This is a genomic window from Flavobacterium sp. LPB0248 (genome assembly GCF_013388355.1).
In the GTDB taxonomy this organism is placed as follows: Bacteria; Bacteroidota; Bacteroidia; order Flavobacteriales; family Flavobacteriaceae; genus Flavobacterium.
In genome coordinates this window covers 1531048-1555954 of record NZ_CP058246.1, presented here as the reverse complement: position 1 = coordinate 1555954, position 24907 = coordinate 1531048, and the positions used below count along the sequence as shown (strand labels likewise).

At 34.3% G+C, this 24907-nt stretch carries 20 protein-coding genes and 1 tRNA gene; 8 read left to right on the top strand and 13 right to left on the bottom strand.

Annotated elements, in window-relative coordinates; all coding sequences use genetic code 11:
- The first annotated feature begins 13 nt into the window (after window positions 1-13).
- Window positions 14-445 (top strand): hypothetical protein, encoded by a 432-nt coding sequence (locus LPB248_RS06395; RefSeq protein ID WP_177210698.1) that lies wholly within the window; start codon window positions 14-16, stop codon window positions 443-445.
- Between the two features lie 102 nt (window positions 446-547).
- Here LPB248_RS06395 and LPB248_RS06390 read toward each other — a convergent pair whose 3' ends face one another.
- Complete coding sequence (locus tag LPB248_RS06390) at window positions 548-1792, bottom strand: relaxase/mobilization nuclease domain-containing protein (protein WP_177210697.1); 1245 nt, start codon at window positions 1790-1792, stop codon at window positions 548-550.
- Window positions 1780-2172 (bottom strand): plasmid mobilization protein, encoded by a 393-nt coding sequence (locus LPB248_RS06385; protein ID WP_177210696.1) that lies wholly within the window; start codon window positions 2170-2172, stop codon window positions 1780-1782. The genes LPB248_RS06390 and LPB248_RS06385 overlap by 13 nt, the downstream gene beginning before the upstream one ends.
- 709 nt (window positions 2173-2881) lie before the next feature.
- Between LPB248_RS06385 and LPB248_RS06380 the strand changes: the two genes are divergently transcribed.
- Together LPB248_RS06380 and LPB248_RS17140 are read left to right on the top strand one after the other, a co-directional pair.
- Window positions 2882-3151, top strand: a complete 270-nt coding sequence (locus LPB248_RS06380; RefSeq protein ID WP_177210695.1) for a hypothetical protein — start codon at window positions 2882-2884, stop codon at window positions 3149-3151.
- 3 nt (window positions 3152-3154) lie between these two features.
- Window positions 3155-4804 carry a recombinase family protein gene (locus tag LPB248_RS17140; protein ID WP_177212516.1) on the top strand — a complete coding sequence of 550 codons (1650 nt, stop codon included), beginning with the start codon at window positions 3155-3157 and terminating at the stop codon, window positions 4802-4804.
- Here LPB248_RS17140 and LPB248_RS06370 read toward each other — a convergent pair.
- A tRNA-Met gene (locus LPB248_RS06370) sits at window positions 4764-4836 on the bottom strand. The genes LPB248_RS17140 and LPB248_RS06370 overlap by 41 nt on opposite strands.
- Before the next feature lie 117 nt (window positions 4837-4953).
- Between LPB248_RS06370 and era the strand changes: the two genes are divergently transcribed.
- From era to LPB248_RS06355, 3 genes are all read left to right on the top strand, one after another.
- Complete coding sequence (gene era / locus LPB248_RS06365; RefSeq protein WP_177210694.1) at window positions 4954-5835, top strand: GTPase Era; 882 nt, start codon at window positions 4954-4956, stop codon at window positions 5833-5835.
- Between the two features lie 263 nt (window positions 5836-6098).
- The gene (gene der, locus LPB248_RS06360; RefSeq protein ID WP_177210693.1) at window positions 6099-7409 is read left to right on the top strand and encodes a ribosome biogenesis GTPase Der; all 1311 of its coding nucleotides are present in this window, start codon (window positions 6099-6101) and stop codon (window positions 7407-7409) included.
- Window positions 7410-7564: 155 nt separating this feature from the next.
- Window positions 7565-10318, top strand: coding sequence for an outer membrane beta-barrel protein (locus LPB248_RS06355; protein WP_177210692.1), 2754 nt, complete (start codon window positions 7565-7567; stop codon window positions 10316-10318).
- Between the two features lie 116 nt (window positions 10319-10434).
- Here LPB248_RS06355 and LPB248_RS06350 read toward each other — a convergent pair whose 3' ends face one another.
- The 9 genes from LPB248_RS06350 to LPB248_RS06310 form a co-directional block, all read right to left on the bottom strand.
- A complete protein-coding gene (locus LPB248_RS06350) occupies window positions 10435-11175 on the bottom strand; it encodes a DUF2490 domain-containing protein (RefSeq protein ID WP_255463029.1) in 741 nt (246 codons plus the stop codon).
- A 155-nt stretch (window positions 11176-11330) separates the two neighbouring features.
- The gene (locus tag LPB248_RS06345) at window positions 11331-12629 is read right to left on the bottom strand and encodes a hypothetical protein (RefSeq protein ID WP_177210691.1); all 1299 of its coding nucleotides are present in this window, start codon (window positions 12627-12629) and stop codon (window positions 11331-11333) included.
- A gap of 166 nt (window positions 12630-12795) precedes the next feature.
- Complete coding sequence (locus LPB248_RS06340) at window positions 12796-15342, bottom strand: TonB-dependent receptor (RefSeq protein ID WP_177210690.1); 2547 nt, start codon at window positions 15340-15342, stop codon at window positions 12796-12798.
- A gap of 250 nt (window positions 15343-15592) precedes the next feature.
- On the bottom strand, window positions 15593-16006 hold the full coding sequence (locus LPB248_RS06335; protein ID WP_012023964.1) for an RrF2 family transcriptional regulator: 414 nt from the start codon (window positions 16004-16006) through the stop codon (window positions 15593-15595).
- Between the two features lie 93 nt (window positions 16007-16099).
- Entirely contained in the window at window positions 16100-16936 is an 837-nt protein-coding gene (locus LPB248_RS06330) for a TPM domain-containing protein (RefSeq protein ID WP_177210689.1), read from the bottom strand.
- 3 nt (window positions 16937-16939) lie between these two features.
- Complete coding sequence (locus tag LPB248_RS06325; protein WP_177210688.1) at window positions 16940-17377, bottom strand: TPM domain-containing protein; 438 nt, start codon at window positions 17375-17377, stop codon at window positions 16940-16942.
- A 53-nt stretch (window positions 17378-17430) separates the two neighbouring features.
- Window positions 17431-18015: a LemA family protein gene (locus tag LPB248_RS06320; protein WP_177210687.1), complete on the bottom strand. Its 585-nt coding sequence runs from the start codon at window positions 18013-18015 to the stop codon at window positions 17431-17433.
- 34 nt (window positions 18016-18049) lie between these two features.
- On the bottom strand, window positions 18050-18382 hold the full coding sequence (locus tag LPB248_RS06315; protein ID WP_091492704.1) for a MerR family transcriptional regulator: 333 nt from the start codon (window positions 18380-18382) through the stop codon (window positions 18050-18052).
- 46 nt (window positions 18383-18428) lie between these two features.
- Window positions 18429-19406 carry a M23 family metallopeptidase gene (locus LPB248_RS06310; protein WP_177210686.1) on the bottom strand — a complete coding sequence of 326 codons (978 nt, stop codon included), beginning with the start codon at window positions 19404-19406 and terminating at the stop codon, window positions 18429-18431.
- A 278-nt stretch (window positions 19407-19684) separates the two neighbouring features.
- Between LPB248_RS06310 and alaS the strand changes: the two genes are divergently transcribed.
- Together alaS and LPB248_RS06300 are read left to right on the top strand one after the other, a co-directional pair.
- Window positions 19685-22324: an alanine--tRNA ligase gene (gene alaS / locus LPB248_RS06305; protein ID WP_177210685.1), complete on the top strand. Its 2640-nt coding sequence runs from the start codon at window positions 19685-19687 to the stop codon at window positions 22322-22324.
- Window positions 22325-22421: 97 nt separating this feature from the next.
- On the top strand, window positions 22422-22907 hold the full coding sequence (locus tag LPB248_RS06300; RefSeq protein WP_177210684.1) for a hypothetical protein: 486 nt from the start codon (window positions 22422-22424) through the stop codon (window positions 22905-22907).
- A 167-nt stretch (window positions 22908-23074) separates the two neighbouring features.
- Here the strand turns inward: LPB248_RS06300 and LPB248_RS06295 are convergent, their stop codons facing one another.
- Window positions 23075-24820 carry an ABC transporter ATP-binding protein gene (locus tag LPB248_RS06295; protein ID WP_177210683.1) on the bottom strand — a complete coding sequence of 582 codons (1746 nt, stop codon included), beginning with the start codon at window positions 24818-24820 and terminating at the stop codon, window positions 23075-23077.
- Between the last annotated feature and the right edge of the window lie 87 nt (window positions 24821-24907).

The following is a 24907-nucleotide window of genomic DNA, read 5'->3' as shown; positions in this document are numbered from 1 at the left end:
TAGTTATAAAATTATGAAAAAATATTTAATTATTATTTTGACAATACTCTTGTTAATTTCTTGTAACAAGATTGAAACTAACCAAACTCTTGATAAAGAAGATTTAAAATATATTAAAAGTTTAAATCTTCTATCAGACGGGGAGAATATTTATAAATTTTATAGTGAGTATAAAAAAAATGTAGCAGGTAATTTTTTTACAGACAAAAGAATTGCAACATATTGGATAGATGAGAGAAACTCAAAAAAAAATGAAATAAACTATGCTTATTATAACGAGATAGAGAAAATTGATACAATATCTTATGCTGGTGCAAGTTATACTCCTTATATTCTTGTAACCAAAACTAATGGAAAAACTTTTAAAGTTAGTGTTGATGGAGATAAGAAAGATATTAAAGCTTTTTTTGAAGGTGTTATAAAGGAGTGGAAAATAAAAAGATAAAATTTTAGATTATAAGCTTAACTAAGGTTAGTAAGTTTTTTAAAATGTACAGACTATTGAATTAATAATAATTAAGGGTGCAATTTTGCACCCTTAATTATTTTAAATCCCCTTATAAAGCCTCTTTTTCTTTTTTTGTTTAAACTGTTTAGAAACATAATCATTTAGATTTTCTCCTCGAAGCAATATTTCTGCGAGATTTTCTTTCACATACTCTCTTAATTCTGTATCTTGAAAGTTCTCAGAATTTGTTGGAAAAGAATTTTGATGCTTCCTTTCAAGTGCAAGAATATTCATTGCACAGCTTTCCAGAATGCCTTTTACGCTGAATTCTTTTCCAAGACTGCTTCCATTGACAACGGTCTGTGTTTTAAAGTCGATAAAAGTAATTCCATAAAGCTTTCCCTCACTGCTTTTTCTTAAAACAGTATGAATGGCTTGATCTTTGAGTCTTTGAGATAATCTCTCCACAGAAGTCATTCTCTCATCAAAAAAAGCCTGTCTCAAAGCATTTTTAACGTGGCTTTTGCCGTATTGTTTCTTTGTTTCATTGACCCTGAATTTTTCCTCCAGAAATTTTAAAGTGGGTCTGCTGTAGAATTCACAGGCTTTTATCGGCACCCCTATCGGTTTTGAATTCTGGTCAAGTATCTTATAAAGCAGTCCGTTGTTTTTAAAAACTCTCGATTCCTCGCTTCCTCTGTCAGCATGAACATTATAAAGGTTCAAAACGGCATTGAGTTCAGGCAGGCTTGAATACTTGTAATCAAATAAAACCTTGCTTAAAACTGAATTGATCGCCTTTCTGGACTCTACTTTGCCGTATTGGATTTTGCCGACATCTATCGGATTTAGCGAAAACTGTTCTTGCTGTTTTCTTCCTTCAGCTTTTACAAGCCCGAACATTTCTTCAATTTCTTTTCGTGCAGGTTCTGATTTTCTGACTCCCAGTAAATGCAGATCGATTCTCTTTCCGTCCCTCTGGATGTTGTTTGTCACTATATGGCAATGCGGATGCCCCGCATCATAATGCTGATATACCAGATAAGGCTGTCTGCCAAATCCCAGTTTTTCCATATAGGTGTCTGCAATTTCAGCCAGTTTTTCTTTCGAATGATTCTCCGAAGGATCAAAGTTTAGTGAGATATGCACCGTATTCCGCTTCGCATTGGTGTTGAGTTCTGCCAGTTTTAGAAAGCGGTTTAATTTTGAAGTGAAACTCAGTTTTTCCAGTTCCAGCGGATAATTCACAGCACTGATACATTCAGCTATTCCAATCTCAACTTTATTTTCGTTGTAATTCAGAATTCCTCTTATGGACGAGCTTGTTTTTATCACTGCAACCATTTTTCTGCTATTTTCTGGGTGTGGCCTGAGACCTCTTCCATTTTATCAAAAAGCCTTTTTCTCTGGATCTCGAACAGATAAAGATGTCCTTTGAAATCGGGAACTGTTTTGAGCGTGTTTATTTTTCTGGCAATCTGATTGATATTATTGCCGATTGCCCGTAATTCGGAAGTAAGCACGGCTGTCTCTTCCATCAGTTCGTCTAAAGACTGGTTTCTGTAAGTGGCTATAATTGGTTTGTTGAATAAGTGGCTCCTGATGTGGTCGCTTAATTTTCGGCAGGTGCTTGCTCTGAATCTTTTTTCCAGTTCGGCATACTCCAAAGGAGTGAATCGCAGTCCCACGATTCGTGTTCTGTTTGAATTTTCTCTTTTCATCATCTTTCATTTTCATTATTATCAAACTCTTATTTTTTAAGTTCCTCCACCGCCGAGTTCCGAGGCAATGGGTGGCAAGATAGGCGGTTGTTAAACAACCGTTCATCTTGCTGATTGCAGGAACGTGGCAATCTTTGGAGATTTTTAAAAGCAGGCTTCTAATTTAGGAAAAATATTTGAATGTATCATGCGCAAAATATGGTTATGATGGCCGTAGACTGTTATAATAAATAAATGCTAAAAAAAGAAAAAGGGAAAAAAGAAAGCAGTCTGAAATTGGACAGGCAGACAGCTGAAGTGCCATAAGTCCCGGAGGGCGGATTTTTTGAGGGACGAGAAAAATACGTTATGGGCACTTCTCTGGCTGTGTCCAATACCTTGCTTTTCTTTTTTCTTTTGGCTTATTTATAATATGAGACAGTTAAATTATTCGTATTAAGGATAGACACTGCTTAAAAGTTTTATGGACATATTATGTCCATGAGATTGACGCAAAAGCGATTTATCTTTGTGAAAACATGAAAATGGATTGAGTGATGATAGGTAAATTTTACTTATGAATCTCAATGAATTACGTTTTATATTTGTAGTTATTCCCACCAAATTTTGATCAGGGTAAAATGAAAAAAGTGTTTTAACTTTATAGCGGATAGTGATTGTGGAATAAAAAAGACTGAGGTTCGGTCTTTTTTTAATGAAGAGGAATTGTATAATGAAAAACAGAGCAACGGATGAGAGAAGAAGAATCACCCGAGGGAAAACTTTTGTAAATTTACAAATTGAAAAACAAGGGGTTAGATTCTGTGAAGGAGAAAGTGGTATTTGTGATGCAGAAGAAAAAACTAAAACAAATGAAGGAAAATTAACAATTGAAGAATTAAGAAGATGCAGAGGTTTTGAAGGAATTTCAGAATCAGAGGGGAATGAGATAATCGAAAGCTTATTTCAATTGGCAGTGATTGTATATAATTTTAAAATGTAGATTATGGGGATTGAAAGTTTTAAGAAATTTCAGAAAGAAAAATTAGCGCAAAAGGCTGAGGTAAAACAAATCTGGGGATACACAAGGGTAAGCTCCAAATTACAGTTAGTAAACAACAGTCTTGAAGAACAGCGAATAGAAATAATACAGTTTGCTTCTAAGAACGGCTATACTCTCAAAAATATGCTTGGAGGTACTTATGAAAGTGCTTCTGGCGATTTTACCAGAAAAGAGTTTACAAGATTGCTGGAAGAGGTCAAAAACGCAAAACAGAAACCTTTTGCAATCGCCATAAAATTTATCAGCAGGTTTTCCAGAACAGGAGGAAATGCCATTACCATCGTCCATGAGCTTGTGGATAAGCTCGGTGTGCATTTAATTGAAACTTCTTCTGGTCTCTGCACGAATGATGAGTACAGCAAACTTGATATTTACAGCAAGCTTTTAGATGCCAGAAGGGAAAACATGGACAGGCTTGAAAAAACAATTCCTGGAATGAAAGCACTGCTGAGAGCGGGAAACTGGCTAGGCAAAGCTCCCAGAGGCTACACAATGAGAGGAAAGAAGGTAGGGGATTATGCTCTAATGCAGGAGAAGCAGTCTATTACAATAAACTTAGAAGGAGAAATTTTAAAGAAAGCATGGAAGTGGAAGCTTGCGGGTGAGAGGGATTATGTAATCAGGGAGAAACTGGCAAAACTCAATTTAAATATTACAAAACAGTCACTAGGTTCTATGTGGCGCAATCCTTTCTACTGCGGAATATCGGTAAATGCACTGCTTGAAGAGCCAGTGAAAGGAAACTGGACAGGTTTGGTCAGTGAAGAAGATTTTCTGAAGGTTGACAGAATGCTCTCTGAAAGGAAAGTGCCAGTCAAAGAATATTCCAAAAGCAGGATCAATGAGTTCAGACCATTGACAGGTTTTTTAAGATGCGAATGCGGAAGCCTTCTGACAAGCTATGTGGTGAGAAAAAAGAATGTGCATTACTACAAGTGCCAGAAATGCAGAAATGCCAGTTTCAACGCATTGACCACACCATATTCAAAAGCGGAAGGCTTGAACGATTCTTTTGAAAAGCTATTATCAAGATATACTCTAAGTTCCCAATTTGTAGAGCCTTTCAAACTTCAGCTGAATAAGCTTTTTGATATCATGGAAAATGAGGGTAGGGAAGAATTGAATGGTCTTCTTGCGAAGAAAAAAGATTTGGAAACCAAAATTGAAAATCTGGATAAACGCTATTTTGACAATCCGAATTTCGGAGATGAAAAATACAATAGATACTCGCTTCAGTTTGATATGGAATTAAAAGAAGTTGAGCTTCAGATTACGGCAAACAGCAAAAAAATATCTAACCACGGCAGACATATCGATAAAGTAATAGAGAAAGTTACGAACATCAATAAATACTGGAAAGAAGGAGATATTGACAGTAAGATAAGAATCCAGAATCTGGTATTTCCAGAGGGATTGTCAATTAGGTCTGAAAACAGGGAATATCTAACTGGACGAGTAAACTCGATTTTTGGATTAGTCCAAACGTTTACAGGCATTGACAGAGGCAGTAAAAAACAAAAAACCCATCAAAAATTTGATGGGTCATTCTCTGTAGCGGGAACAGGACTCGAACCTGTGACCTTCGGGTTATGAGCCCGACGAGCTGCCTACTGCTCTATCCCGCGATGTTTCGGGTGCAAAGATACGCCGATTTTTGAGAAATCCAACGAAAACTTTAAAAAATGTTTTATTTTCTGTATTGAGTTGATATGACTACCTTTGCAAAATAAATAAAGCAAAAAATGTCACATAAAGCAGGTTTCGTAAATATTATCGGAAATCCAAATGTTGGAAAATCAACATTGATGAACGCTTTCGTTGGAGAACGATTGTCGATCATTACATCAAAAGCACAAACTACACGTCATAGAATTCTTGGAATTGTAAACGGAGAAGACTTTCAATTGGTTTTGTCTGATACTCCTGGAATCATCAAACCAGCGTACGAAATGCAGGAATCGATGATGAACTTCGTAAAATCGGCTTTTGAAGATGCTGACATTTTAATCTACATGGTCGAAATAGGCGAGCAGGACTTGAAAGACGAAGACTTCTTCAAGAAAATCATTCATGCTAAGATTCCGGTTTTATTGCTTTTAAATAAAATTGATAATTCAAACCAAGAACAATTAGAACAGCAGGTTACTTTTTGGAAAGAGAAAGTGCCAAATGCAGAAATTTTTCCAATTTCAGCATTGCAGAACTTCAACGTTCCTGAAGTCTTCGGAAGAATTATCGAATTATTGCCAGAATCACCACCATATTATCCAAAAGACCAATTAACAGACAAACCAGAACGTTTCTTTGTTAACGAAACAATCCGTGAGAAAATCTTATTGAATTACGCTAAAGAAATTCCATACGCAGTAGAAATCGTAACAGAAGAATTTCATGAAACCGATTCTATTATCCGAATCCGTTCAGTAATTATGGTCGAGCGTGATACACAAAAAGGAATCATTATCGGACATAAAGGTGCAGCACTGAAAAAAGTAGGAACAGATGCCCGAGCTGATTTAGAGAAATTCTTTGGAAAACAAATTCACATTGAGCTTTACGTAAAAGTGAACAAAAACTGGAGAAGCAATGCCAATATGCTGAAACGATTTGGTTACAATCAATAGTTTATAATTGTTTCAAGTTTCAGGTTTCAAGTTAAACGTCAGTATAAAACTTGGCACTTGAAACCTGAAACTTGAAGCAAAAAATAATAAAATCTTAGGTACTTAGTCCCGATAGTTATCGGGATAGCAATTAGCAACTTTTTTTAACTACCTTTGCAAAAAATTTAAATAAAGCATTTTTGACTTATAATTTATTGTTATTTAGTCAAAAAGTGAAATCTTAAATCTAATCCCGATAGCTATTGGGACTAAAATTCAATAAAATGAGTAATAACATTGTTGCGATAGTAGGAAGACCTAATGTAGGGAAATCGACCCTTTTTAATAGGCTGATACAAAGAAGAGAAGCTATTGTAGATTCAGTATCTGGGGTTACCCGTGATAGAAACTATGGTAAAAGCGAGTGGAACGGAAAAGAGTTTTCTGTCATTGATACAGGTGGATACGTTCGAGGGTCTGATGACGTTTTCGAAGGTGAAATCCGTAAACAGGTAGAACTTGCTATCGATGAAGCCGATGTTATTATTTTTGTGGTTGATGTTGAAGAAGGAATTACGCCAATGGATGAAACCGTTGCAAAATTACTTCGTAAAGTAACAAAACCAGTTTTATTGGCTGTAAATAAAGTAGATAACGCAATGCGTGAGAAAGATGCAATTGAGTTTTATAATCTTGGTTTAGGAGATTATTTCACATTTGCAAGTATTTCAGGAAGCGGAACAGGAGATTTATTGGATGCTTTAATCGATGCTTTTCCAGAAAAACCAGAAGTTGAAGTTAAAGAAGATTTGCCACGTTTTGCAGTTGTAGGACGTCCGAATGCGGGAAAATCTAGTTTTATCAACGCCTTGATTGGTAAAGACCGTTATATTGTAACAGATATTGCAGGAACGACTCGTGATGCAATTGATACAAAATTTGACCGTTTTGGTTTCGAATTTAATTTGGTTGATACTGCGGGAATTCGTCGTAAAGCAAAAGTAAAAGAAGATTTAGAGTTTTACTCTGTAATGCGTTCTGTTCGTGCAATCGAACATGCTGATATCTGTATCTTGGTTATCGATGCAACACGTGGATTTGAAGGTCAGGATCAAAGTATTTTTTGGTTGGCAGAGAAAAACCGTAAAGGTGTTGTGATTTTGGTAAACAAATGGGACTTAGTAGAAAAAGACACCATGTCTACGCGTGATTACGAAGAGAAAATCAAAAAAGAATTGATGCCTTTTACAGATGTGCCAATTTTATTCGTCTCTGCTTTAACGAAACAGCGTTTATTAAAAGCGCTTGAAGCAACAGTTCAAGTTTATGAAAACAGAAAACAAAGAATTGCAACTTCAAAATTCAACGAGTATATGTTGAAAGTAATTGAAGCGTATCCGCCACCAGCAACAAAAGGAAAATATGTAAAGATTAAATATTGTATGCAATTGCCAACGCAAACACCTCAGTTTGTATTTTTTGCTAATTTGCCTCAATATGTAAAAGAACCTTATAAAAGATATTTAGAAAATAAAATTCGAGAGAAATGGGATTTTGCAGGAGTTCCAATCGATATTTATATAAGAGAAAAATAAAAAAAAATCCCCTCGAATAGGGGATTTTTTTATGTTTGGTGTCTAAATAATTAAAGGATCAATTTTTTATTGGCATTATATTTGAATAAATGTAAAAAATACAATTAAACCTTTTGCGTTTTTTTTAGTCTTACTGATCTAACTAACCTAATTTTATGACCAGAATTTATTCAGTTTTGTTGTTTTTAGCTTTTGTATATTCGGCAAATGCCCAAAACAATATCGTTATTAAAGGAACTGTGGTTGATATCAACTCGCAGCTTCCGTTAGAACTCGCCACCGTTTATTTTACAGCCGTAAAAGATTCAACTATTATTGAATATGCTACAACAGATAAAAACGGAAATTTTATTATCAATACTAAAAAGTATGATAAGCCAGTTTTCTTAAAAGTAAATTATACAGGATACCAAGCTTATTTTGAAGAACAAAAAGGGCTTACAGAAAGTAAAGACTTTGGTAAATTGTACATGCTTGAAAATGCCAATGTTTTAAATGAAGTGGTGATTAAAAGTGAAGCGCCGCCAATTACCATTAAAAAAGATACTTTAGAATTTAATGCCGGCTCATATAAAGTTCGCCCAGATGCAAATGTGGAGACTTTATTGAAGCAATTGCCTGGTTTTGATGTCGATAATACCGGAAAAATTACGGTAAATGGGCGAGAAGTCAATCAGGTTTTAGTCAACGGAAAAGCATTTTTTGATAAAGATGGCGCTATTGCCATTAAAAACCTTCCGGCTGATATTATTAAAAAAGTTCAAGTTTCTGATTTTAAAACCAAAAAAGAAGAGCTGGCTAAGCAAGAATCAACTTCAGATTATTCGAGTATAAATATCACCATTGACGAAAAGAAAAATAAAGGTTATTTCGGTAAAGTTCTTGGCGGATATGGTTCAGATGAGCGTTACGAAAGCAGTTTAATGATGAACTTTTTTAAGAACAAGCAAAAAATAAGTGTATTGGCTTCAGCCAATAATATCAACTCAACTGGATTTGCTATGGATGAGGTTTTTGATAATATGGGTGGCGGACGTAATACCAAAGGTAGCAGCCAAGGTGCTAGCAGTGGAGGAAAAGGAATTACGCAATCGACTCTTGCCGGAATTAACTATTCTGATGATTGGACAAAGGATTTGGAGTTTATGAGCAGCTACAATTTTACAAATGCTGTGACTAAAAACGAAAGTAAATCGAACCAACTTAGCTTCTTACCAACAGGAAATATCTTAACTGAAGCTGATTCTAAAACCAGAAATGAAAACACAGGAAATAAAGCCAATTTTGAATTAGAATACAAAATCAATCCTTCTATGCAGATTGTTTTTGCACCAAAACTGAATGTATCTCAATCCAACAGCAATTCATCTTCTTCGACTTCCTCTGAAAATGAAAATGGTGATGCATTGAACGAAAGTACAGCGACATCGCATACCGAAAGTTCGAATACGAATTTTGCCAACAGTATTAATTTCAACAAAACGTTTGAAAAGAAGTCGAGAAATTTAAGTGTGGTTTTTAATAACAATAACACTAAAAGTGATTCGAACGGAATCAACATTTCTGAGACTATTTTTTATCAGGATAACAAACCAAATGATGAAAGAAATCAGAACGCAAAAAATACTTCTAAAAGCGATGCTTATTCGCTTGATTTAGAATATACAGAGCCTGTTACAGATTCGCTAAGATTACGTTTTGGAACCGATTTTGACTGGCAGAGCTCTATGAACGATCAAAAGACATTTAATTTTGATGATGCTTCACAAGAATATTCAGATTTAAATTTATCGTTGACCAATTATACCACATCTAAGCAAAATTCTATTACACCAAAAGTGGGTATTACTTGGCAGAAAAGTAAATTTACGCTGAATGTGAATTCAAGAACATCAATTGTAGAGTTTGATAATCATTCTTTTTACTTAAATCAAGCTACAGATTTGAATAAGAGATATATGCTGCCTTATGGAACGGCACAGCTTCGATACAAATTCAACCGTTCTAAAAACTTAACGTTCAAATACGATTATTCTAATGCTCTTCCGTCGGCAACACAATTAATGCCGGTTGCAGATTTGAATAATCCATTGAATAGTGTAATAGGAAATCCGAATCTAAATCCGATTGAAAAAAATACTGCAGGCATCGATTTTAAGAATTTTGATTTTAGAACGCGTTCAGGATATAGTTTATTTCTTAAAGGAGATTATTATAATAATGATATTGTTTCTACTTCGATTTATGATGATAGCGGAAAAAGAAATACGACTTATGTAAATATTTCAGGAACTTATTCGGCTTCGCTTGGAGGAAACTGGAATCAACAGATTAAAAAAGATGCACATACTTTAAGATACGGTTTGCGTTTAAGTGGTAATTATAATTTTGATAAAGGGTTTACAAATGCTGTTATGTATTATGCCAAATCGGTTGTAGTAACGCCAAGTGTTTACGCTTCTTATGATTATGGAGAAGTGCTTTCGATTGCGCCGTCTTATAGTTTATCATATAACGAAACTCGATATGAAAATTATTCAAGAGATGCGACTTCAAACGTGATTCATAGAATTAATTTACAGACTACTTCTTATTGGCCAGCTAATTTAATCTTCGGAAATGATTTCGGATACACTTATAATTCGAACATTTCAGACGATTTCAAAAAGGATTTCTTCCTTTGGAATACAAGTCTTTCTTATGGATTTTTAGATAAAAAATTATATGCAAAAGTAAAAGTGTATGATGTTTTAAATCAGAACCAGAGTGCCACAAGAACCATTTCCCCAACTTCGATCCGAGATGAAGAAAATACTGTTTTAAAACGTTATGTAATGTTTTCTTTAGCTTATAAAATTGGAAATTTCGCCGAAAGCAAAAAAGGAGGAAGGAGACAGAGAGGGTCTTAATTTTTAGGTTCTGAGGTGCTAAGAAGCTAAGGTTCAAAGTGGCAAAGGCTCAAAGGGACAAAGATTAAAAAAACCGAAAATCAAATTTTTGATTTTCGGTTTTTTTATTAGAAAATCTAAAATTTCCGATTAATTCTATGATAAACCGTAAATCGGATAATATCACGATCGTAAAAATCTACACCACTGGCGCGTCTTTGAAAGTTCTTTAGATACCCCAATTCTAAACCAATATTTGGATTGAAATGATAACGTAAAGCAACATAGAAACGATTTTGATCGAAAGTATTTCTGCGATTGTCTTTTCCAAAATTGAATAAGACCTCATCAGAAATAGTTCCTTTTATGCTTCTTCCTTCTTTTTCCCAAAGGGTAAACATAGATTGTAATCGGTATCTGAATCTGTAAGCAAATGAGAATTCATCTAAAAGTCCGTTTTTATCTGCTTTTTGAATGAAGCGTTCTTCGAGCTGAAAGCGATTATGAAAAGTTATTTTGGCAATATCATTTATTAAAGTAAGATCTTGCTGTGCACGATATTCGGGAATAGAAAAATCAGGATCAATGTTTGGATTCTGAGTATTTACGCTAAAAAAAGCAAATCCAGCACCCAAATCCATCATCTTAGTTGCTCTATAACGAGCTTGAGATCTTATAACAAAAAGATTTTCGTGAACAGGATTTACAAAGCTTCGATTATCAAATTCAGAATGAAGAGCCCATTTTTCGGATAAGGGAAAAATATTATAGTATCGAATCCAGGTCAAAGTCTGCTGGTCGATATTTCTTTGGCTTTGCCCTGTAATGAATTGGCAAACAAAGAGTATGATGAAAAGTAATTTAAAAGATCTGTTCAAAAACGATAAATTCAGGCTGCGAATTTATACAAATGATCTTATTTCTTTCTATTTTAAAATTTGTTTTGAAGTTTTTTTTTTGATTTTCAAGAAATAAAAAACGAAATGCAAGTATAACAGCATTTCGTTTTTAGTATATCGGCTAATTTTTAGTATTACCAAATTAGAGGCTGACAATCCGCAAGGAAGAAATACCTTTTTTTATCAATTAAAGGTAAGTTACTTATTAAATAAGGATCAGTACATGTGTTGCTATCTTTGTTTAGGTTTTCTGAATCATATTGCAATAGAAATATTTGACCACATTCGTTGCTAACTACAATATGCTTTTTGTCTTGAGATATATCTATTGACATTATGGTACCTCCAATATATGCGTATTTTATCTTCTCATTGTTTAATTTATGCCATAAATAACCATCATTTGCTCCTAAGAAAAAACCATGTTCAGATGGATACATACTAAAAATCCATCTTCTGTCTTCAATTACTGATATAGAATCATCCTCTATGTCATCCGCAGCTGTATTCATACCTTCAATATTCTTTAATGGAACACCAATAGTACCGCTTTCAGAAAAATGGCAAGATCCTAAAGCAAGAAGCGGTTCTTTTATTTTACTATTGAAACAAGCAACATTAGGATAGTATGATATAGGGTCTATATTAGCTGTTTCTTCCCATTTACCATTTTGTTTTTTTAAAACTATATGCTCTGACATTTGTGAACCAACAGCAATATATTGATTATCTGCTGAGAGAACGGCATGTGGATAGTGTATGAATGTATATTCTGAATCTTCATCTTCATCTTCGTTCTTTTCACCGTGTATTAAATCAAAACCATTTTCATTAATTACAAAAATTCCACTATATGTAATTAATAAAGCCTCTCTGCCATTATTAAAAACTTCAATGTTTTCATAGCAAAGCTCATCAATAGAAATATTGTTTGGAAGCTCAAGACTACATATGATATCACCATTCCAGTCTTTATGTATGTCGATTTTGTTATTATAAACTTTGGCAAAATACTTTTTGTCAGAACTGAAGCCAAAACCAATTACATCATCTATAAATGTTATTTCATTGTCCTTGATTTTATAAACCCCTTGCCATTCATGGTAATCACCTAATTTAGCCAATATAATACTGTTTTCTAATATGGCGACTTTTTTAATTGTGTAGGATCTTAGGTTTGGAATAATATCTGAAAGTGGATCATTGTCTGGAGGAAATAATTCCCGAAATTCTTCATATTTCCCAAGATTGTTGTACTCAATTAAATTTTCCAATACATATTCACCCAAATCTTTACGGGTTTCTTTTGGACATTCTGTAGTTGGATTTTGTTTTTCGATGTAGATTTTATCTAACCATTTGTTTATTGATGTCTTAAACTCTTTTCCTTCCTTCTTCCAACGCTCAGAAGCCTGCTTTAATTGTGCATCCATAAATTATCTTGTTTAAAGTTATTCTTGCTAACTTCATCATTAAAAAAATATAAAAGTTCCTCTGAAAGTTTTTATTATATTATTTTAAGCTATATTTTTATGAAATAAAAAAAAAGAGGCACATTTTTGAATGTGCCTCTTTTAATACTAAAACTAACTAACCACCTTACAGCGAATACTTAAATGTAACTCCGTAAGTTCTTTGATCACCAAGGACTCCAGCATATTGACCTGAGTTACCACCTGCAGGCAATAATTGCTCGTAGTAATCTTTATTTAAAAGGTTTCTTCCCCAAAACTGAATAGATAAACCTTGCGAAGCACGGAAACCTAAACGAGCATTAAAGATAGCGTAACCTTGTACGACTAAATATTTTGAAGCCGAAGGGCTTGAAGAAAATTCAGAACGGGCATATCCGTCAGCAGCAAAGAAGATTTTTCCAGCATTACCAAAGAATCTTGCATTGTCTGAAAGTTCACCTCCAAGAGAACCAGCCCATCTTGAAGCACCTGGCAACTCAGTTCCAGAAACATCTTTGAAGGCAACTGGTGCTCCAGTTTCTTCTAATGGAAGTGGTGCATTGGTAAATTTCACATATTTACCATCTGTATAAGTTGCGGCACCATTAATAGTTAAGTGTGAGCTAATCACAAAACTTGCATCCAATTCTGCACCTCTTACGCGCACTTTATCTGCATTAGCAAGATAACCGCGATTTACACCCAATTCAGCTGCCTGAACGTTAGTTTGAAAATCTTTGATATCAGTATTAAAGAACGTTAAGTTGAAAATTGAGTTTTTAAACGGAGAGGTTTTAACTCCAACTTCATAATGATTTACTTTTTCTGGTTTAACTACCGCAAGTTCTGTCATTGGCTGACCAGCTGCATTTGTTGGAAGTCCAGCTACGTTAACCCCAACAGGTTTGTAACTTTTGGCATAAGTTGCATAAACATTGATTTTATCTGAAGCTTTGTACGTAAGCGTTAAGTTTCCAGAAAAATCTGTATTATCTGTATTAGAATCAAATGCTTGATCTGAGTAAACTGATTTTTTTAAAGCCAATAAGGCAGGATCTGTAGTCTGAAGACCTCCATACGTTTTACGAGAATAACTTGCATCTTTTTTGTCAAAATTATATCTCAAACCAGGTAAAACATGGAAACGTTCTGTAATTGCCCAGTCAATTTGACCAAATACTGCAGCACTTGAAGATCTGATTCTTGCATCGGTTTTAATTCCGTAACCTTCAAAAAGACCTGGAGTTTTCCATAACGGGCTAGTTGTACTTTGAGAGAATCTCCATTGTGCATTTCCAGATTCTTCTGTACCATCTGTTTGAGAAGTTTGATCGATAAAGAATACTCCACCAACTCCACTAATTTTTGAAGTTAATTGTCCAGCATAACGAACCTCTTGTGTAATCTGAGTTTGTCTTGTTGGATTCTGAGATTTAGCTAAAACTTGTAATCCTGTAAAATCCCTGTCGTTTGACGGATCCCAGTTCCAAAAACGCCATGCAGTTGTAGACGTAAGTGTTCCGCCTCCAATTTTAGTATCAATATTTAACGAAACTCCTCCTAAATCTTGTCCAGAGCGCCATGGAGTATCATGATCTATTTTACGGTCAAAAGCATTTAAGCTTGGCAATTGATAATTTAAATCTTTAATAATAGCATCAAACTGACGGTATGCAGCTCTCTGAGTAGGAGCAACACCAGCAACAACCTGAGCATATCCGTCAGGACGCTGTGTTGTAAGATCTCCTGCAAAAGTAATATTTGTATTTTCAGTAGGAGTCCATAATAATTGTCCTCTAAAACCTTGATTATTCAAAGTGTTTGTTGGTCTTCCCGTAACAATGTTATCGATTAACCCATCACGTTGTGTTCCTGAGAAAGATAAACGACCAGCAACTTTTTTTCCTAATGCTCCCGTGACAGAGGCTTTAGCTTGTAAAAAAGCATAATTACCATAACTCAATTCAAAATCGGCACCCGTTGTAAAACTTGGTTTACGAGATGTAATATTGAAAGCTCCAGAAGTTGTGTTTTTTCCAAATAAAGAACCTTGCGGACCACGTAATACCTCGATTTGTTCTACATCGATAAAATCTAAAGTAGTTGCTGCGGGGCGAGCATAATAAACACCATCTACATAGAAACCAACTCCAGGATCGATTCCATCATTGGTAAGTCCAAATGGAGAACCTAAACTTCTAATGTTGATTCCGGTATTTCTAGGGTTAGAAGAATACAATTGTACAGAAGGAACCAATTCTTTAATACGGTTTACGTTAAATGCTCCTGCGGCTTCAGCTTGTTTTCCTGTAACAACAGAAACGGCAATGGGCACATCTTGTACTTTTTCGATTCTTCTTCTAGAAGAAACTACTACTTCGACAAGTTTATTTTCTTCACGTAAAGTAACCAATATTGGCGAAGCTGGAATAGCTGTAATTTCAAGTTCGGCAGTATTGTAGCCAATATATTGAACTAAAAGTGTAATAGGTAATTTTCCTTGTGATTCTATTGAAAAGCGCCCTTCAGAATCTGTAATAGCGCTAAAAGTTGTTCCTTTAATTACCACATTGGCTGCTTCTAAAGGAATATTTTGATCTGTAGTTACAACCCCTTCAATTTTTTGGGCAAATGAGATTGAGAACGTTAAAACTGCAAGTATTGTAAGGATATTTTTTATAGATGTTTTCATTTTTATATTAAGTATATGTGATTAGTAGAATTTAAAATTAAATTTTTTTTACCAACACATACACATCATAGATGAAACAGCATTCACAGTTGTGAAATTATAATTATGTTTTTTTTGCAAAAGATTTTGTCCACCTGATTTACTAGAATGTACTTTCATGAGTTAAAATTTTGTAAATGATTAGTTAATTATTTTTGGCAAATATATATAATTAATTCTATCGATTTACTAGACTTTAGAAAATATTTTTTTATTTTTTTACCAATGAAGCGATTGTGATGCCTTCCATAGCCTTCAAAGTTTTGTCTCTAATAAGCATCAAGCCGTGACGCAGACTGCATTCAGACTCGGTTTTGCAATCAGAGCAAGGCTCGTAAAAATTTAAAGAAGCGCATGGTAAAAGTGCAATTGCGCCGTCAAATAATCGGTGGATTTCTGCTAGAGTAATGTCATTTTTAGATTTTATCAGATAATAACCGCCAAATTTTCCTTGCTTACTGCTCACAAAACGGCCACGTTTTAGATCTAAAAGAATCTGTTCTAAAAACTTTTTAGGAATGTTAGCGCCATCAGCAATTTCTACCGTTCTAGAAATGTGATTTTCGTCTTGTTCTGCTAAATAAAGTAAGGCCTTAAGGGCGTATTTTGCTTTATGTGATAACATCTATTAATAAATTGTAAAATGTAAATGTATGATTTTTTAAGATTGAAACCTAAACTTGAAACTTGAAACAAAGAAAATTAGAACCAGAATAAATTACCAGCCTCCGCTAGATCCTCCGCCAGAGAAACCTCCACCGCCAAATCCGCCACCGAAACCTCCGCCTCCGCCGAAACCACCACCAGATGATCCTCCGCCGAAGCCTCCAAATCCACCTCCGCCACTTCTTCCAAGGTTGCTTAGAATAATAGCGTCAAGAAGGCTAGGGCCTCCGCCGCCATTGTTGCCAGAATTTCCTCCACCGCCTCTTTTATTTCGAGAAAGTAAAATTAAAACAATTACAACAATTACGATAAAAGGTAGAATAGGAAAGTCTTGCCCTTTAGCTTGTTTGCGTTCGCCTTTAAATTTTCCTTTAAAAACATCAATAATAGCATCAGTTCCTTTATCAAGACCGTTGTAAAAACTTCCAGCTTTAAATTCAGGTATGATAATATTTCTAATGATTGTTCCTCCAATTCCTGCCGTCAAACGATCTTCAAGTCCGTATCCAGGATTAATTGCAATCTTTTTTTCGTTTTTTGCCAAAAGGATTACCACTCCATTATCATCTTCTTTGGTTCCTCCAATTCCCCAAGTTTGTCCCCATTTAGTTGCTAACTGACTTACATCTTCTCCTTTTAAACTTTCAATTGTAATAATAACAATCTGAGTTGTAGTCGAATCAGAGTAGCGAACCAGTTTTTCTTCTAGTTGCGCTTTTTCTGTAGAGCTTAAAATGTTGGCATAATCGTAAACAGAAGTCTGAAAACTAGGTTTTGGCGGAATCTCAAACTGTGCAAAAATAGCATTGCTAATAAATAATGCGATAAACAAAAAAGTAATCTGAAAAATTCTATTAGAATTTGAGAATTTAATTTGGGAATTTTTCATTGTTTATCCTTTTGAGATTTCGTTAGATAATTCGTTGACATCATCTTCCTGAGAAGGAAAATATTTTTTGAGTTGTTCTCCGGCATTTAAGATACCGTCAACAATTCCTTGTTTAAAATTGCCGGCTTTAAAATGATTGACCATGATGTCTTTAGTGCAGTCCCAAAAATCGTTGGATACTACATCGTTAATTCCTTTATCTCCGCAAATCACGAAGTTTTTGTCTTCAACTGCAAAATAAAGTAATACCCCATTTTTCAATTTAGTTTCATTCATTCGTAATTGATGAAAAACTTCTAAAGCCCTATCAAAATGGACTTTAGAAGTTGTTTTTTCTATATGTACTCTAATTTCGCCAGAAGTGTTATTTTCAGCCATGCGAATAGCTTCAACAATTTCGTGTTCTTCTTCTTTGGTTAAAAAATCTTCTACTTTTGACATGAAAATGATTTTAGAGTTTAGATTGTAGATTTTAGATTATGGTCTAAAACTTCTTAGAATTTTACATCAACTGGTTTATCAGCTCCAGTAGATGCTTCAAAGTATGGTTTTTCTTTGTATTCGCTCAAGAACCATTTGTTAGGAATAGACAAGACATAACCGTTGTAAACTTGTACCGCTTCGTTAAAACGAGTTCTAGCCGTTAAAATCTGGTTTTCAGTACTTGCCAATTCGTCTTGTAATTTCAAGAAGTTTTCATTTGCTTTTAAAGTAGGATATTGCTCAACAGAAACCAATAATCTTGATAATGATGAACTTACTCCGCTTTGAGCTTGATTGAATGCTGCTAATTGTTCTGGAGTTACGTTGCTAGGATCAATTGTTACCGAAGTAGCTTTTGCACGAGCTTCGATTACTGCTGTTAAAGTTCCTTTTTCAAAGTCAGCAGCACCTTTTACAGTGTTTACTAAATTCCCGATAAGATCATTACGTCTTTGGTAAGCCGTTTGAACATTTCCCCATTCTTTATTTACAGCTTGACTGTGTTGTAAAGCAGTATTTTTAATACCAATCGACCAAAATGCGATAATAGCAATAAGTGCTACAATAATTCCTACAGGGATTAACCACTTTTTCATATTTGTTTTGATTTAAGTTTATTTCTATTTTTAATTACAATTCGTTTTTAATGTCGTTCAGTTGCGTTTTTATCGACTCTAATTTACGTATTATTTCGAATTTATCTAACGTTTTCTTCTGACCCTCTTTTAAGTGTATTTTCGCGCCTTCGAGCGTAAAACCTCTTTCTTTTACTAAATGATAGATTAATTGAAGGTTGGTAATATCTTCTGGAGTGAACATCCTGTTTCCCTTTGCATTTTTTTTAGGTTTTAGAATGTCAAATTCGCTGTCCCAAAATCGTATCAAAGAGGCATTGACATTAAAAGCTTTGGCTACTTCGCCAATACTGTAATATCTTTTGTCTTTAGAAAGTTCAATATGCATGGTTCGTTTTTTCTATTTTATTTCAAAAATACTATTTTTTGGAATATTAATCTAATGATTGATTTTCTTGATTTGCCATTTGTGAAATTGCGACGTATTCTACAGCCGAAATATTTCCGTAATAAAAATTAAGCGGATTCACTACTTTCCCGTCTTTATGCACTTCATAATGACAATGTGGACCTTCAGATCTTCCTGTGCTTCCAACATATCCAATCACATCACCACGTTTTACTCTTTGCCCCGGACGACAGTTGTATTTGCTTAAATGTGCATACAGACTTTCGTATCCAAAACCATGCCTGATCACAATATGGTTTCCGTATCCCGAAGCCGTGTTGTCAGCCCTTTCTACAACGCCATCTCCTGTTGCGTAAATTGGAGCTCCTGTATTGGCTGTGAAATCCATTCCGTTATGCATTTTTCTCACTTTCGTGAAAGGATCAATGCGGTATCCAAAACCTGACGCGACACGTTTTAAATTTTCATTTCGAACTGGCTGAATGGCAGGAATAGCTAACAATAAATTTTCTTTAGCCCCAGCTAATTTTAAAATATCATCTAAAGATTTAGACTGAATAGCCAGCTGCTTCGATAGTTTGTCAACTCTTTTTGTGGTATTTAAAACCAATTGAGAATTGTTATACCCTTCTAAGGCTTTGTATTTGTCAGAACTTCTAAAACCAGCTTTTCGAATCGAGTCTGGAATTTCAGCTTTGTTAAAATATACACGATAAATATTATTGTCACGTTCTTCTAATGCGTCTGCAGCATCATCTATTTCATCCAATTTTTTATTTAAAATAGAATACTGAAGTTTTAAATTTTCAATTTCGCGTGCCTGTAAACGATCTTTTGGAGTTTCGAAATAAGGGGTGTTAATTAAAAGAACAAAAACTAAAAAACCAAACAGTGCCGATGCCAGTAAAAACAGTAATGCGTAACCTATTTTTATTCTTTTTCTGGTTTTTATTTTCGTATAAGCCAGATTTTCTGGATCGTAATAATATTTTACTTTCGCCATATTTTAAAATACGCTATTTTTGCACCTTGTAAAATAGGTTAGTCGAATAGAACTGCTAAATGTTTCAGTTATTCGATACTTTTTTTACCAGGATTAATGATTAGATATTGGGGCTATTTTATCATTAGATAATGCGCAAAATAGGCAATTTATTGTTTAAAATATAAGTTTTTTAATTTCATTATAAAAAACTTAACGTATCATCAAATGAATAAATTAGCTAATCATCTAGTTATCAAATTGACACATTAAAACAGACACATTTTTCTAATTTAAATATGAAATCACAAGACGTACGTAAACAATTTTTAGATTTTTTTGAGAGTAAAGGGCATACTATTGTTCCTTCAGCTCCTATTGTTCTTAAAGACGACCCAACCCTAATGTTCAATAACTCGGGGATGGCCCAGTTTAAAGAATTTTTCTTAGGAAACGGAACTCCAAAAAGTCCAAGAATAGCCGATACGCAAAAATGTCTTCGTGTTTCAGGAAAACACAACGATCTTGAAGAAGTAGGTATTGACACGTACCACCACACAATGTTCGAAATGTTAGGAAACTGGTCTTTTGGAGATTACTTTAAAAAAGAAGCGATCAACTGGGCTTGGGAACTATTGACAGAGGTGTACAAAATTCCAAAAGAGAATCTTTATGTTTCTGTTTTTGAAGGAAGTAAAGAAGATAACGTTCCGTTTGATCAAGAAGCTTGGGATATCTGGAAAACATTAATCGATGAGGATAGAATTATTCTTGGAAATAAAAAAGATAATTTCTGGGAAATGGGAGATCAAGGACCATGCGGACCTTGTTCTGAGATTCATGTTGATTTACGTTCTGCAGAAGAAAAAGCTTTAGTTTCAGGGAAAAGTTTAGTGAATAATGATCATCCGCAAGTTGTTGAAATCTGGAATAACGTATTTATGGAATTCAACCGTAAAGCAGATGGTTCTCTAGAAAAACTTCCAGCACAGCACGTAGATACCGGAATGGGATTTGAGCGTTTGTGTATGGCATTGCAAGGAAAAACATCAAACTATGATACTGATGTTTTCATGCCTTTAATTCGAGAAATCGAAACGATTACAGGTGCAAAATATACAACTAATGATGTAACAGGCATTAGTGAAGAACAAAATAAAATGAATATTGCTATTCGTGTAGTGGCAGATCACGTTCGTGCGGTAGCTTTTGCTATTGCTGACGGTCAGTTGCCATCTAACACGGGTGCAGGATATGTAATTCGTAGAATTTTACGTCGTGCTATCCGTTACGGTTTTACTTTCTTAGGAACAAAAGAGCCGTTTATCTATAAATTGGTTGAAACTTTAAGTGAGCAGATGGGAGATTCTTTCCCAGAAATTAGAACACAGAAAGCACTTTGTTCAAATGTAATTCGTGAAGAGGAAAATTCTTTCCTTAAAACATTAGATCAAGGATTAGTTCTTCTAGATGCTGTAATTTCAAATAACAATACAGATACTGTTGATGGTAAAAAAGCATTTGAATTGTATGATACTTACGGATTCCCAATTGATTTAACCGCTTTGATTCTTTCTGAAAGAGGATTGAAATTGGACGAAGAAGGATTTCAAGAACAATTGCAATTGCAAAAAGAAAGATCTCGCGCGGCGTCTAAAGTAACTGCTGGTGACTGGAATGTCCTTGTAGAAGATGATATTCAGGAGTTTGTTGGATATGACAGATTATCTCAGCAAGTAAAAATTACAAAATATCGTAGAGTTGAAAGCGCCAAAGATGGTGAAATTTTCCAATTGGTTTTCAATGCAACTCCATTTTACGGAGAAAGCGGAGGACAAACGGGAGATAAAGGATATTTGGAAGCTCAAAACGGAGATATCGTTTATATTATTGACACTAAAAAAGAGAATAATCAAACAATTCATTTAGCAAAATCGTTACCAGAAAACCTTACGGGAACTTTTAACGCGGTTGTTGATGCAAACCAGAGAGCTAAAACTTCGTCAAACCACTCGGCTACGCATTTGCTGCACCAAGCTTTGCGTAAGATTTTAGGAACTCATATTGAGCAAAAAGGTTCGATGGTAAGAAATGCTTCATTGCGTTTTGACTTTTCTCATTTCGCTAAAGTAACTGATGAAGAATTGGTTGAAGTAGAAAATTTCGTAAACGCAAGGATTCGTGAGAGTTTACCATTAATTGAAAAAAGAGCAATTCCGAAAGAGCAAGCATTAGAAGATGGCGCAATTGCATTATTTGGAGAGAAATATGGAGATTTAGTTCGTACTATTAAATTCGGAGATTCTGTCGAATTATGTGGAGGAACTCACGTTGCCAATACATCTGATATTTGGCACTTTAAAATTGTTTCTGAAGGTGCAGTTGCAGCTGGAATTAGAAGGATTGAGGCAATTACTAGTGAAGCAGCAAAAGAATATTTTGAATCGCAAGCGGTTTCTTTAAGTGAAATTAAAGAAGCGCTTAAAAATGCTCAGGATCCGGTAAAATCGATTTTGGCATTACAAGATGAAAATGCTCAGTTGAAAAAACAATTGGAAGCTTTATTAAAAGATAAAGCAAAAAATATGAAAGCTGATTTGGCAAAAGAATTGCAAGAAATCAATGGCGTTCAATTTTTAGCAAAACAAGTAGATTTAAATCCAGAAGGAGCTAAAGACTTGGCTTACGAATTGGGTGGTTCTTATAACAACTTATTTGTAGTTTTCGCTACAGCTCACGAAGGAAAACCAATGTTAACTTGTTACATTTCTAAAGAAATTGTAGCAGATAAAAACCTAAACGCAGGACAAGTTGTTCGCGAATTAGGTAAATACATCCAAGGTGGAGGAGGAGGTCAGCCTTTCTTCGCAACTGCAGGAGGTAAAAATGTTAATGGAATTGAGGAAGCTTTAGCTAAGGCGGTTGATTTTGTTAAATAAGATGCTAAGGTTCTAAGATACTAAGGGACTAAGTTTTTATAATTCACAACAAACGCGACAGATTTTTAAAACCTGTCGCGTTTTTAAGTATTTTATTATGGAAATTAAAGATGTTTGTTACACTGTCGGTATTTTATTGACATTTGTTATTGGTTTTTTAAATTATCTTGTCTCTTTGAAAAACAGAAGAAATTTTCTTAGAGAATTAATTTATAAAGAACAGCTCAATGTACTGGGAAAGATAAATTCAGAATTTCATATTTTAAATACATTTTTGATTAAATCCTTAAAGGCTAGAAAAAGGATTAGTTATAACGAAGTGGAAATGAAAATACTAGAAATTGATAATTTGCTTTATTCTAATACTCATTTACTGCCAACAAAATTATTTGTTATTTGGAAAGAAATTTTAGTTGTTCTAGATGAATTTTCAGATTGCTTTGATAGTTCCGAGAGTAAACAATTAAGGGAATGTTATGATAAATTCGCCGAAAAATATTATAGTATTATAAAACTAATAGTTAAAGATTTTGGAGTAGATAAATTATATTTAGAAAACAAATCAATATTGATGAATGATTGATTAAAAAAGTTTTCTGAATAAGTTATGAAATAGAAAAGGGCTCTAGCCAAACGTAGTAGTTTGGTTAAAGCCCTTCACTTTAATTTATCATTCATCCAGCTAAAGCTAGACGCTATTCAAAAAAAACTTAGAACCTTAGCATCTCAGAACCTCAGAGCCTAAAAAAACTATTTACGCTCGCCAATTTGCTGGCGCCACATAGCATAATAAAGTCCTTTTTCAACAATCAAATCATCATGTTTACCTTGCTCGATAATTTTACCCTGCTCCAAAACAAAGATTCTGTCAGCGTGCATCACGGTAGATAAACGGTGAGCGATTAAAACTGTAATTCTGTTTTTGTCAGATATATTTCGGATTGTTGCATTAATTTCTTCTTCAGTAATAGAATCTAAAGCAGAAGTAGCTTCATCAAAAATCAATAAATTCGGATTTCTAAGAATAGCTCTCGCAATAGATAAGCGCTGTTTTTCTCCACCTGAAACTTTAATTCCACCTTCACCAATTGTGGTGTTTAAGCCATCTTCTGCTCGTCGGAGTAATTTATCGCAACTTGCGCGTTTTAATGCGTCGTATAAATCTTCATCGGTTGCGTTTGGCTTAACGAATAATAAATTTTCGCGAATTGTTCCGGAGAATAGCTGCGCATCTTGCGTTACAAAACCAAGCTGTTTTCTTAGATCTAATAAATCAATTTCGGTTGAATCGATATCATTATATAAAACCTGACCTTCTGCGGGAGTATATAATCCGACTAATAATTTTACTAAAGTCGTTTTTCCTGAACCAGAAGGGCCTACAAAAGCTACTGTCTGGCCTTGCTTGATTTCGAAATTGATGTTCTCAACCGCCTTAAATTTGGCTGTTTTATGCTGAAAACTTACATTTTCGAAAAGCAGTTTTTGAATTGCACCAATATGTTTTGGAGTTTTCGGACGAAATTCTTTTGGAGCATTCAATAAGGTTTTGAAATTTTCCATTGAAACTTTTGTCTCATTTAAAGCAATAATAAAGTTTCCTAATTCCTGTAAAGGTCCAAAAATAAAGAAAGTGAAAAAGACCATTGTTAATAAATCTCCAACAATAATTTTTCCTCCAAATAAGAAATAATACAAGGCAAAAACCACGCAAGTTCTCAGGAAATGAACTGTTGTCCCTTGAATGAAACTTAAGCTTCTAATGAATCGGATTTTCTGTAGTTCTAATTGAAGAATTTTAAACGTATTTAAGTTTAAACGTTTTTCTTCCTGATACGTCAAACCAAGACTTTTTACCAATTCGATGTTTCGTAAACTTTCCGTTGTAGAACCTGCCAATGCATTGGTTTGATTCACAATTTTTCGAGAAACAATTTTAATTTTCTTTCCTAAATACAAACTCACCAAAGCAATAATTGGAGCCGTGATTAAGAAGATAATCGAAATCCTGAAATCGATTCGGGCAACATAAACGATTACGAATATAAACCCGATAATAGTCTGAAAAATTAAAGAGATAGAAAGCGTAATCAGTTTTTCTGAATCGATTCTAACTTTTGTCAGTTTGCTTAAAGTTTCACCGCTTCGCTGATCTTCAAATTCTGCATAAGGAAGATCTAAAGATTTTTTGATACCATCAGTATACATTTGCGCACCAGTACGCTGAATGACCACATTGGTAAAATAATCTTGGAAGTTTTTGGTAATTCTAGAAATCATAGCTGCCCCAAGAGAAAGACCGAGCCAGAAAGCTAAAGATTTTATAAACCCGATTTCGTTTCCTTTGTATTTTGCCAGACCGACACCACAGTCTTGCATTAGTTTACCTGTAATTACAGAGTCTGACAAACTGAAACAAATGTTGATAGTAGCCATTATCAAAGCAAAAAACAAGAGCATTTTATGTTTGATAATATAAGTATATAATAATTTCATATAAGATTTTAAAAAAATGGAAGATGCAAAAGTAAGGAATTGTTTTAGTTTGTGAAGTTCATTTCTGTTATTAAAAATGTAATTTTT

What these genes read in the sequence shown, in the direction of transcription:
- LPB248_RS06395 (WP_177210698.1), top strand. Translation starts at nt 14, where the DNA reads ATGAAAAAATATTTAATTATTATTTTGACAATACTCTTGTTAATTTCT.
- LPB248_RS06390 (WP_177210697.1), bottom strand. Translation starts at nt 1,792, where the DNA reads ATGGTTGCAGTGATAAAAACAAGCTCGTCCATAAGAGGAATTCTGAAT.
- LPB248_RS06385 (WP_177210696.1), bottom strand. Translation starts at nt 2,172, where the DNA reads ATGATGAAAAGAGAAAATTCAAACAGAACACGAATCGTGGGACTGCGA.
- LPB248_RS06380 (WP_177210695.1), top strand. Translation starts at nt 2,882, where the DNA reads ATGAAAAACAGAGCAACGGATGAGAGAAGAAGAATCACCCGAGGGAAA.
- LPB248_RS17140 (WP_177212516.1), top strand. Translation starts at nt 3,155, where the DNA reads ATGGGGATTGAAAGTTTTAAGAAATTTCAGAAAGAAAAATTAGCGCAA.
- era (WP_177210694.1), top strand. Translation starts at nt 4,954, where the DNA reads ATGTCACATAAAGCAGGTTTCGTAAATATTATCGGAAATCCAAATGTT.
- der (WP_177210693.1), top strand. Translation starts at nt 6,099, where the DNA reads ATGAGTAATAACATTGTTGCGATAGTAGGAAGACCTAATGTAGGGAAA.
- LPB248_RS06355 (WP_177210692.1), top strand. Translation starts at nt 7,565, where the DNA reads ATGACCAGAATTTATTCAGTTTTGTTGTTTTTAGCTTTTGTATATTCG.
- LPB248_RS06345 (WP_177210691.1), bottom strand. Translation starts at nt 12,629, where the DNA reads ATGGATGCACAATTAAAGCAGGCTTCTGAGCGTTGGAAGAAGGAAGGA.
- LPB248_RS06340 (WP_177210690.1), bottom strand. Translation starts at nt 15,342, where the DNA reads ATGAAAACATCTATAAAAAATATCCTTACAATACTTGCAGTTTTAACG.
- LPB248_RS06335 (WP_012023964.1), bottom strand. Translation starts at nt 16,006, where the DNA reads ATGTTATCACATAAAGCAAAATACGCCCTTAAGGCCTTACTTTATTTA.
- LPB248_RS06330 (WP_177210689.1), bottom strand. Translation starts at nt 16,936, where the DNA reads ATGAAAAATTCCCAAATTAAATTCTCAAATTCTAATAGAATTTTTCAG.
- LPB248_RS06325 (WP_177210688.1), bottom strand. Translation starts at nt 17,377, where the DNA reads ATGTCAAAAGTAGAAGATTTTTTAACCAAAGAAGAAGAACACGAAATT.
- LPB248_RS06320 (WP_177210687.1), bottom strand. Translation starts at nt 18,015, where the DNA reads ATGAAAAAGTGGTTAATCCCTGTAGGAATTATTGTAGCACTTATTGCT.
- LPB248_RS06315 (WP_091492704.1), bottom strand. Translation starts at nt 18,382, where the DNA reads ATGCATATTGAACTTTCTAAAGACAAAAGATATTACAGTATTGGCGAA.
- LPB248_RS06310 (WP_177210686.1), bottom strand. Translation starts at nt 19,406, where the DNA reads ATGGCGAAAGTAAAATATTATTACGATCCAGAAAATCTGGCTTATACG.
- alaS (WP_177210685.1), top strand. Translation starts at nt 19,685, where the DNA reads ATGAAATCACAAGACGTACGTAAACAATTTTTAGATTTTTTTGAGAGT.
- LPB248_RS06300 (WP_177210684.1), top strand. Translation starts at nt 22,422, where the DNA reads ATGGAAATTAAAGATGTTTGTTACACTGTCGGTATTTTATTGACATTT.
- LPB248_RS06295 (WP_177210683.1), bottom strand. Translation starts at nt 24,820, where the DNA reads ATGAAATTATTATATACTTATATTATCAAACATAAAATGCTCTTGTTT.